Source organism: Streptomyces sp. STR69, assembly GCF_024519455.1.
GTDB lineage: Bacteria > Actinomycetota > Actinomycetes > Streptomycetales > Streptomycetaceae > Streptomyces.
This window is the reverse complement of sequence record NZ_JALJRY010000087.1, coordinates 1-934: the sequence shown is the minus strand read 5'-3', so window position 1 is coordinate 934 and position 934 is coordinate 1. Positions and strand designations below refer to the sequence as shown.

Below are 934 nucleotides of genomic sequence, written 5' to 3'. Positions count from 1 at the left end.
GACGGCGCCCAGGAGCATCACGCCCAGGAACGCCTTGAACCAGTCGGGGTTCCAGCCGGCGTAGACGATGCCCTGCTGGACCATGCCGAACATGAACGCCCCGAACACCGGCCCGATCGCCGAGCCCGCACCACCGGTCAGCAGACACCCGCCGATCACGGCCGCGGAGATGTAGATCAGCTCCTGGCCGACACCCTCGCCGGACTGCACGGTGTTGAAGGAGAACAGCTGGTGCATCCCGATGAACCAGGCACCGAACCCGACCAGCATGAACAGCGAGATCTTCGTGAACGCCACCGGCACACCCACAGCCCGCGCGGAGTCCTTGTTCCCGCCCACCGCGAAGACCCAGTTGCCGTACTTCGTGCGCAGCAGAACCCAGGTCGCGATCGCCGCGAACACCAGCCACCACACAATGGTGATCTTCACCTGCACGCCGCCGACATCAAAACTCGACGCGAAGACCTTCTTCGCCTGGCCGAAACCGTCCATGTTGCTGATGTCGTCGGTCGCCACATTCCCCGTCACCAGCTTCGTCACGGCGAGGTTGACACCCTGCAGGATCAGGAAACTGCCCAGGGTGACCAGGAAGCTCGGCAGACCCGTCTTGACCACCAGCCAGCCGTTCAGGAACCCGATCCCCAGCGACACCAGCAGCGCAACGATCACACCGACCCATACATTCATGGTCAGTTGATAACTGAGCATGCTCGCGGTCAGCGCGGAGGTGATGACCGCGACACCGGCGGAGAGGTCGAACTCCCCGCCGATCATCAGCAGCGCCACCGGCAACGCCATGATCCCGATGGTCGACGAACCGTAGAGGATGTTCGCCATCGACGCGCCCTCGCGCACCGGCGGAGCAGCGATCAGGAAGAACACGTACACCGCAGCCGCACCGAGGAACACACCCACCTCGGGACGCGCCAACAAC

General features: G+C 64.0%; 1 protein-coding gene. It reads right to left on the bottom strand.

The window, feature by feature from the left end:
• Positions 1-934: ABC transporter permease (locus tag OC490_RS49065; RefSeq protein WP_262064555.1), on the bottom strand; the 934-nt coding region annotated here is incomplete at both ends.